Origin of the sequence: Oryzihumus sp., from assembly GCF_036391795.1 — a bacterium.
Taxonomy (GTDB): domain Bacteria; phylum Actinomycetota; class Actinomycetes; order Actinomycetales; family Dermatophilaceae; genus Oryzihumus.
This window is the reverse complement of record NZ_DASVZH010000097.1, coordinates 1-8,574: the sequence shown is the minus strand read 5'-3', so window position 1 is coordinate 8,574 and position 8,574 is coordinate 1. Positions and strand designations below refer to the sequence as shown.

The window sequence follows — 8,574 nt, the reverse complement described above, 5'->3', positions numbered from 1 at the left end:
CCGGTGACCACACCTTCTGCAACTACAAGGTCCCGGTGACGCAGAAGGCCCACGCGAAGGTCACCTACACCAAGGGTGGCGGGCTGGCGGTCACCGTGGCCGAGGTCTCCCTGAAGGAATACGCGTCCCCCAAGCAGGCGTAGCGGGCGAACTACTTGCGCTTGTGCGATTTCGGCAGGCCACCCTCGCAGGTCGGCGGTTCCGTGGAGGGCGCCCCTTCCTTGGATGACGAGGCTCCACGCCATCCGCAGGAGCGACGATGTATGGCCGCTTCGACCCGAGGCCGGTGACCGCGAAGCCGGTATAGAGGGAGGCTGCTCTCCTATGACGGTTGACGCGCTGCACATGGCTTCGACGATCACGCCGTTGCGGTAGGAGCTCGGCAGACCGTGCGGCTCGCCCTCGTTCACGTTGCCACGCCAGCCGATGTGCCCGTGTTCAGCGCGAACAGCGACTCGGTCTGGGCAGCACTTCGGCGGGCGTCGGGGGAGACCGGTGGGCGTCAGTCCCGGAAGGTCGGCCCGAAGCCGGCGGTGGGCGACAGTACGCAGCCACGGTGCAATGTAGCTCCGTTGGCCTGGAGGTCACCGCCGACTCTTCAGCAGGTCCGCTAGGACTGCGGCCTCGCTGATCGTGGCATCCTTGGTTCCCGTCAGCAACGTCAGCCGCCGCCCGGCGGCCAGACCGCGCAGGTGCCGCACCGCCTCGGCATGCTCAGATCCCTCGAGCTCGGCACGGTAGCGGCGGGCGAACTCCTCGAACTTTGCCGGGTCGTGGCCGTACCACTTGCGCAGCTCCGTCGAGGGGGCCACCTGCTTGCACCACTCGTCGAGCTGCGCGTCGTCCTTGCTCACCCCGCGCGGCCAGAGGCGATCGACTAGAACCCGGGCGCCGTCCTCGCTCTCGGCCGGCTCGTACACCCTGCGCACCTGAATGTCCGCCGTGTTTGGCACCCTGTTGGCCTCCTCACGATCGGGTGTCGCCGTGGAGCAGCGCGGCGAGCACGTCCTTATGGTAAAGCGATCACGTCGAGCTGGATGCCCTTGGGTCAGACGGCGGTGCACTCGCCGATCTGCGTGCAGCCCCGAAACCCTCCAGGTCGTGCTGGCCGATCATGGCCAGCGCGCGGGCCTCGCGTTCGGGCTGGCCCTGGGGCAGAAGGCCCAGGTGGGTGATCTTGGCGCCCAGGAACAGCACCGCCGAGCCGTTGGGGCATGCCGCGACGCAGGCCCCGCAGCCGATGCAGGTCGCGGCGTCCAAGGCGGCGGCCTGATTCTTCGGAACTGGTATGGCGCGGCGCTGGCCTCCGGCCGGGTACACGACGGCTACGCTGAGTGACCTTTGCGGCGCTCGGTCCGCGTGGTAGCAGCGATCAGTTGCGGCTCACGCTCGGTGGCCTGCGTCTTTCCGCCGCCTGTCGACCTGCCGAACCCTCGGGCCTTGGGCGGTGGTCTGGGTGAGTCCGCCATACAGAGTCGTGCACCTGGCCTGTGGTGTCCCTGGACGGGCGCTTCACTGTTGGTGAGGCTGGGCGATGCGCTTGGCGGTGGTGGTGACTGTCCCGGCGGCTGAACGAGCATTGTCGGTGACAGGGAGGATGGCCGTGACCCCGACGTGGTGGGCTGTGGTGGCGCTGGTCGCGCTCGGCATGGTGCTGACTGTCGCGGCGATCACGCTGGTGCCCTGGCGGGTGCCCAGCCCGACCCGCGCCGAGCGAGCGGCGGCGCTGGGCGACGTGCCGGCTGGGGTGGTCACCAGAGGTCGGGCGCTGCACGCCGCGCTGCGCCCCAGTTCGTACGGTTCTCTGCTGGTGGGACTGGTGGTGCCCCTGCTGCTCGGGTTGACCCCGGCGGGTGCCCGGATCGTCGTCTGGGTGGGCCAGCCGTTCGGCGGGGGCTGGCTGGCGCAGGCTCTGGTGGGCGGCCTGGTCATCCTCATGATGCTGTGGTTGGTGGCACTGCCGTTTAGGGCGTGGCGCCACACCGTGCTGCGCGACTACGGGCTGTCCACCCAGGACTGGGGCGGCTGGGCGGCGGACCTGTTCAAGGGATGCGCGGTCGGGGCGGTGATCGGCGCGGTGGTGCTCGGCGGGTTCTACACGCTGACCCAGCTCGCGCCCGACTGGTGGTGGGCGTTCGGTGCAGTGGGTGCCGCCGCCGTGGTGGTTCTGCTCTCGTTCGTCTTCCCGGTTCTGGTCGAGCCGGTGTTCAACAAGTTCACCCCGATGCCGGCGGGCCGGCTGCGTGATGAGTTGCGCACGATGGCGGCTCGGGACGGCATGCCGGTGCGGGATGTGCTGGTCGCGGACGCGTCGCGGCGCACGACGGGGCTCAACGCGTACGTGTCCGGCTTGGGACGCACCCGGCGGATCGTGGTCTACGACACGCTGCTGCGCGAGGCGCCTCCAGGTGAGGTGCGCAGTGTCGTCGCGCACGAGCTGGGCCACACCAAGGACCGGGACGCCGAACTAGCCGCGCTGCTGGGAGCGATCGGGGCCGCGGCAGCGGTCGTGGTGCTCTACTTGTTGGGGCAGTGGGGTGCCCTGCTCCGCCGAGCCGGGGTGAACTCCATCGGCTCGCCGACCGCGATCGGGTTGGTGCTCGCCGCGGTGGCGGTGGCAGGCCTGGTCAGCGGCCCGGCACAGAACCTTGTCTCCCGTCGGGTTGAGGCCCGTGCCGACCGGCATGCCCTACGGCTGACCGGTGACTCCGCCGAGTTCGCCGCGATGCAGCTGCGCCTGGCCGCGGTCAACGGCACCGATGTCCACCCACCCCGGATCGAGTACCTGCTCTTCGCAACCCATCCCGACACGGTGGAACGCTTGGCCGCAGCGCGGGGGCCCTCGGGCAGCCCCTGACCCGCCGGCTGCGAGGCCGGATCGGGGCTCGGGTGCCATCTTGATCTGGGCCCGCGTTCGGCGTTGTGCGTCATGCCGCCGCGTGCCGGACGCCTTGCACCTTCCTGTCATGCCGAAGTGCGTGCGTCAGTCGAAGTAGGGAACGTGCGGGTCGCAGGGTCTGGTCGCGGACACCAGCAGCGCATCGTGTGGCTTCGATTCGTAGTCGATCAGCAGTCGCCGCCGTCTGTGAGGCAACAGCGGGAGAAGATGTGGCCGTCACCGGGCAAGGGAACGGTTGGTCGTCGTTTCCCCGGGACGCAGCAGATCGGTGTGAGCGCTGATGCTGGGGCCCACCGCATGCCACCGGGCATGCGCTCAGCTCTTGGCCTTGCCGCGATTCTTCAACAGCTTGCGTGAGCGGGACCAGAGGAGGATCGCCGCGCCGGCGACGATCCAGGAGCCGAGGAAGATGTAGGGGCTGCGGTTGCCGGGTGCGAAGGATCCGGCGACGAGAAGGCCGACGGCGATGACATCGAGTGCCGCGGCTGAGCCGACGAGCGGGCGACGCACCTGCAGCCACAGGTAGCGCCGCAACGTGGGCGGCAGCCCGAGGACGAACCTGACCGCGAGCCCGACGGGGATCAAGAGCAGCAGGGCGGCCACGTACTTGGCTTGCGCGAACAGTCCGTGCGAGGCAACAAACGCGACGAGCATGATGCCGGCGGCGGCCCGGGCCATGAAGAGGTTGAGGGCGATGTCCAGGTTGCGGCGGCTGACCTCGGACTGGGGATCAAGTCTGATGGCCGTCGCCAGCCCGGTGGTGGCTCGGGCAAGGCCGGAGGCGTGCCCGAACCTGCGGCGCTTGAGCTGGACGCGCGCCAGCTCGTTGTGGGCCGCGGCGTTCTCGGGATCGATGTCCAGGGCGCGCCGGAAGGAGTCTTCTGCGTCGTCCAGACGGGAAGCGGCGAGCGCTACGTCGCCGACGGCGAGGTGCGCATCGGCGAGGTGGGGGGCCAGGGTGACGGCCCGGTCGGCGGCATCGGCGGCCTCCGCGGGGTCCATGCCGCCGGCGGACAGCGCCAGGGCGAGCAGGATGTATCCGTACGCCGTGTTCGGCGCCAGGGACATGGCCTGTCGCGCGTGCTGTGCGGCCTCGGCGTAGCGGCCCATCCGGTGCAGCGAGAGTGCGGCCAACCGGTGGGGCCAGTCGTTCTCGGGGTCTGCGGCGATCGCGGCTCGGGCGGAATGCAGCGCCGGGGAGTGCTTGTTCTGCTTGAGCTCGGCCAGGGCGAGCAGGCTGAGCACGGAGGCGTCGTCGGGTCGTCCAGCCAGCACGGACCTGGCCATGCTTTCGGCCTCGGCGTACCGACCGACGTCACAGAGGGCTCGTGCGCGCTCCAACGTGGCCCGGTCCTCGGTCGGGGCGCTCACGCCATCCGCCGCTTGCGCAGGTAGGCGAGCAGCTCGTCGTATGTGCCGTTGTCGTTGGCGAACTGTGCCACGTTGCGGGCGGTCTCCAGCCAGGGCCCGACGGACGGGCGGACCTCGTCCACCGCCGCGACCAGGTCCTCCTGGGTGATCATCCGGGCGGTGCCGGTGCGTGCCGAGTCCAGGAGGGCACGTTCAGCGGCGGCCTCGCACACGTAGGCGAGGTCGGCCCCGGAGTACCCGTCGGTGCGTTTGGCGAGCCGGCCCAGGTCGATGCCGGCGACGGGGCGGTCACGCAGGTGGAAGCGCAGGACGGCCTCACGCGCTGGCGCGTCCGGGGGCAGGACCAGGAGCATCCGGTCGAAGCGACCGGGCCGTCGCAGCGCGACGTCTACGTCCCACGGGTGGTTGGTGGCTCCGAGCACGAACACCCCGTCGTTGGCTGCGCCGATGCCGTCCATCTCGGTGAGCAGCTGGTTGACGGCACCGCGGCCGGCGCTGTTTCGCTGCTGGCTGCGCTTCTGGCCGATCGCATCGACCTCGTCAAAGAAAACTACGCACGGGGCGCTCCGCCGGGCGACCTCGAACACCTCGTGTACGTTGCGTTCGCTCTGGCCGAGCCACATGTCCAGGACGTCGGCGAGGGAGACGGCCAGGAAGCGCGCTCCCATCTCACCGGCCAGGGCCCGGGCGATGAAGGTCTTCCCGCAACCGGGCGGCCCGTAGAGCAACAGGCCGCCGCGCAGCGACTTGCCGTAGAGGCGACCGAGCTCGGGGTTGCGCAGCGGCGCCAGCACGCTGGCCTCCAGGCGTGCCTTGACCTGTGCCATCCCGCCGACGTCCGCCAGCCGGATCCCCACGGCTTCGACTTCCCAGGCATCCGGCGGCGCGGCGGGTGAGTCGTCGGCCCCGACGAACATCGGCGGGGCGACCCCTGCCAGCTCAGAGTCGAGCTGACGCAGTACTTCCGCGCTACTGGGCGCCTGCGTAGCTGCTGTGTCTGGGCTCTCGGTGCCGCCACTGTCTGGCGGGGCCGCCGGCACAGCGAGGCGCGCGATCATCGCGACCGCCTCGGCGTTGTCCGGCTGGGCCTGTAGAGCGACCGCAGCCTGACGCAGGGCTTCCTGTCGCTGCCCGGACTTGGCGAGCATCTCGGCAAGGTGCAGCCGCAACGGCACGTCGTCGGGAACCGCCTCAAGGGCGGCACGCAGACTCGCCAACACGGACTCAGAGCCCATGACACCAGCCCCCCAGTAAACGGGCCGGCTCCGCACTGGAGACCGCGCCCGAGAGCACGATAGCGACAGCCCAACGGTGTGCGCTCGCCCATCGGCCGAAAGTCTCCTGGCTCCTTTCGGGCTGCCAGGTTTGAACGTTTAAAGCGCACCTCGGAGGCCAGACGCTGGGCGTAGTGCGTCATTCCGCCGGTGCCGGACGCCTGACAACTGCTTGTCGTGCCGATGAGTGCGCGCCCTCGCGACACCGTTGGGAACCTCGCCCCGGCATCTCTACCTCTCCGCGGCAATGGTGTGCGTCCACGCTCCCTGCGGCAATAGCGGAGGCTACCCGTCCACCCACGGCACATCGGTAAGTTCCGATCAGGCTGGTCCGGCCCAGGCGAAGAAGGTGCCGAGCCAGCCAGCAGGACCTATCACCCAAGCACGTGGGAACGCGGTCAGAACCGAGGCTAGGTCTCTGCGACGTGGACCAGGGCGTCGCCGTTGTTGACCAATGGGGCGGTCGTGTGGCCGATGACGATGCCGGCCCGGTCCGCACGCGCGAGCGCGAGCCGCTTGCCGAACGAGTCGTGCAGGGCGCCCAGGCGGTCGCCCACCTGCACGCGCTGACCCAGGGCGGTCTCGAGCTCGAGGATGCCACTGCGCCGGGCGCGGACCCAGCCGCTCTGTCGGCAGACGAGCGCCGGCTCGGAGGGCCCGTCGTCGACCGGCTCGGTCATGCCCAGGGTGGCGAGCACCCGCCGCACGCCGATGACCCCTGCCATGATCGCCCACTCGTCGAACCGCCAGGCCTCGCCCGCCTCGAACAGCAGTACGGTTGCACGGTCCTGCGCGGCGGACCGCAGCGAACCGTCGCGCACCCTGGCGTGGAACAGGACCGGGGCGCCGAAGGCCTCCGCGAGCGCTCGGGTCTTGGGGTCGTCGAGGTCGGCGCGGATCTGCGGGAGGTTGGTGCGCCGGTCGGACCCGGTGTGCAGGTCGATGCCGACCTCGCACTTGGCCACCACCTCGGTCATCATCAGGTGCGCGATCCGGCTCGCCAGGGAGCCGCGCGGGCTGCCTGGGAACGACCGGTTGAGGTCCCGCCGGTCGGGCAGGTAGCGGTCACCGGCCATGAACCCGTGGACGTTGACGATCGGCACGGCGATGAGCGTTCCCCGGAAAGTCTGCGCCCGCAGGCCTGCGAGCACGCGACGGATGACCTCGATACCCACCACCTCGTCGCCGTGGGTCGCGGCGTTGACCCACACGGTGGGGCCGTCCTCGCGGCCGTGGACGACGCGCACCGGCAGGCTCACCTCGGCGCCGGTAACGAGCCGGGTGATCGGCAGCCCCACCTCCCGCATCGAGCCGGCGCGCACGCGGACGGGCCCGATGGCGAAGGAGGCGCGCGGCATCAGCGTCCTCGGTTCCGGCGACGGACCGCCAAGGTGGGCCGCCCGCCCAGGTAGGAGCGGCCGGAGTCCACCACGAACCCCTGCCGCAACGCCTCACGGCCGACGAGCATCCGGAAGCCCATTTCGTCGCGCCGGGACAGGGTCACCTCGGCAGTGACCTTCCGCCCGACCAGTTCGAGGTCCATGAGCACCACGATGCGCTCCTCGGCATGCCCGGACGAGCTGCGCACGGCGCGGCGGTCGTGCACAGCGCAATCCACGGTGACGGCGTCCTCGTCGGACCGCTGCCACGGGTGGATCGAGAACCGCACCCAGACCTCGCCACCGCGGTCCAGCTCGCGCAGGTCGAATGCGTGCAGGGTCGAGGTGCGGGCCCCGGTGTCGAGCTTGGCCTTGATCCACGGCACGTCGAGGCCGGGCAGGCTCACCCACTCCCGCCACCCTGTGGTGCTGCTTGAATGGTTCGGCTCTGACACACGACCATCTTGGCAGGCAACCCCATGAAGCTGGCGATTCTCTCGCGCGCGCCCAGGACGTACTCCACCCGACGGCTGCGCACGGCGGCCCTCGACCGGGGCCACCAGGTCAAGGTGCTCAACACGCTGCGGTTCGCAATCGACCTCACCGGCCCTGAGCCGGACCTGCTGTTCCGCGGGCGCAGACTGTCCGACTACGACGCGGTCCTGCCGCGGATCGGCAACTCCATCACCTACTTCGGCACCGCAGTGGTGCGCCAGTTCGAGCAGATGGACGTCTACACGCCCAACACTGCCAACGGCATCAGCAACTCACGCGACAAGTTGCGCGCCACCCAGATCCTGTCCCGCCACAACATCGGTATGCCGGCGACCACGTTCGTGCGCAACCGCGCCGACGTGCGCCCGGCCATCGAGCGCGTCGGCGGCGCACCGGTAGTCATCAAGCTGCTCGAGGGCACTCAGGGCATCGGCGTGATCCTCGCTCCGGGCGCCAAGGTCGCCGAGGCGATCATCGAGACCCTGCACAGCACCAAGCAGAACGTCCTGATCCAGGGCTTCGTCACCGAGAGCAAGGGCCGCGACATCCGTGCCCTCGTCGTCGGTGACCGGGTGGTGGCGGCGATGCGCCGGACGGCCCACGGCGATGAGTTCCGGTCCAACGTCCACCGCGGCGGCTCGGTCGAGGCGGTCACGCTCGATCCTGCCTACGAGCAGACGGCCGTGCGCGCCGCCCAGATCATGGGCCTGCGCGTCGCCGGCGTCGACATGCTCGAGGGCAACGACGGACCGCTCGTCCTGGAGGTCAACTCCTCGCCCGGCCTGCAGGGCATCGAGACCGCGACCAACCTCGACGTCGCGGGCGCGATCATCGACCACGTCGCGAACCAGGTCGCCTTCCCCGAGATCGACGTCCGCCAGCGGCTCACCGTCTCGACCGGCTACGGGGTCGCCGAGCTCGTCGTCCACGCCGGATCCGACTTGGTCGGCAAGCCGCTGCGCGAGTCCGGGTTGGGCGACCGCGACATCACGGTGCTCACGCTGCACCGCGGCACGACGGTCCTGCCCAACCCGCGCCCCGGCCAGGTCCTCGAGGCCGAGGACCGGCTGCTGTGCTTTGGCAAGCTCGACGAGATGCGCTCGATGGTGCCCGAGCGGCGCCGCCGCGCGAAGGTGCGCAAGCTTCCCATGGAGCC

The 8,574-nt window shown here is 70.2% G+C and carries 8 protein-coding genes; 2 read left to right on the top strand and 6 right to left on the bottom strand.

What is annotated here, in order from left to right:
- Positions 1–584: 584 nt before the first annotated feature.
- Together VF825_RS05775 and VF825_RS05770 are read right to left on the bottom strand one after the other, a co-directional pair.
- A complete protein-coding gene (locus VF825_RS05775; RefSeq protein ID WP_331111081.1) occupies positions 585–920 on the bottom strand; it encodes a DUF488 domain-containing protein in 336 nt (111 codons plus the stop codon).
- Positions 921–1,023: 103 nt separating this feature from the next.
- Positions 1,024–1,320 (bottom strand): 4Fe-4S binding protein, encoded by a 297-nt coding sequence (locus VF825_RS05770; RefSeq protein ID WP_414695781.1) that lies wholly within the window; start codon positions 1,318–1,320, stop codon positions 1,024–1,026.
- Positions 1,321–1,603: 283 nt separating this feature from the next.
- On the opposite strand from VF825_RS05770, the gene VF825_RS05765 reads away from it, so the two are divergent.
- The gene (locus tag VF825_RS05765) at positions 1,604–2,857 is read left to right on the top strand and encodes a M48 family metallopeptidase (RefSeq protein ID WP_331111079.1); all 1,254 of its coding nucleotides are present in this window, start codon (positions 1,604–1,606) and stop codon (positions 2,855–2,857) included.
- A 357-nt stretch (positions 2,858–3,214) separates the two neighbouring features.
- Here the strand turns inward: VF825_RS05765 and VF825_RS05760 are convergent, their stop codons facing one another.
- The 4 genes from VF825_RS05760 to VF825_RS05745 form a co-directional block, all read right to left on the bottom strand.
- Positions 3,215–4,270, bottom strand: a complete 1,056-nt coding sequence (locus tag VF825_RS05760) for a tetratricopeptide repeat protein (protein WP_331111077.1) — start codon at positions 4,268–4,270, stop codon at positions 3,215–3,217.
- Positions 4,267–5,505: an ATP-binding protein gene (locus VF825_RS05755; RefSeq protein ID WP_331111075.1), complete on the bottom strand. Its 1,239-nt coding sequence runs from the start codon at positions 5,503–5,505 to the stop codon at positions 4,267–4,269. The genes VF825_RS05760 and VF825_RS05755 overlap by 4 nt, the downstream gene beginning before the upstream one ends.
- A gap of 449 nt (positions 5,506–5,954) precedes the next feature.
- Positions 5,955–6,902 carry a succinylglutamate desuccinylase/aspartoacylase family protein gene (locus VF825_RS05750; protein ID WP_331111072.1) on the bottom strand — a complete coding sequence of 316 codons (948 nt, stop codon included), beginning with the start codon at positions 6,900–6,902 and terminating at the stop codon, positions 5,955–5,957.
- Positions 6,902–7,330, bottom strand: a complete 429-nt coding sequence (locus VF825_RS05745; protein ID WP_414695780.1) for an ATP-dependent zinc protease — start codon at positions 7,328–7,330, stop codon at positions 6,902–6,904. The genes VF825_RS05750 and VF825_RS05745 overlap by 1 nt, the downstream gene beginning before the upstream one ends.
- 72 nt (positions 7,331–7,402) lie before the next feature.
- On the opposite strand from VF825_RS05745, the gene VF825_RS05740 reads away from it, so the two are divergent.
- The coding region (locus VF825_RS05740; RefSeq protein WP_331111068.1) for a RimK family alpha-L-glutamate ligase at positions 7,403–8,574 on the top strand (1,172 nt) is incomplete at its 3' end.

Coding starts and splice junctions, on each gene's coding strand:
- VF825_RS05750 (WP_331111072.1), bottom strand. CDS start 6,902: ATGCCGCGCGCCTCCTTCGCCATCGGGCCCGTCCGCGTGCGCGCCGGC.
- VF825_RS05755 (WP_331111075.1), bottom strand. CDS start 5,505: ATGGGCTCTGAGTCCGTGTTGGCGAGTCTGCGTGCCGCCCTTGAGGCG.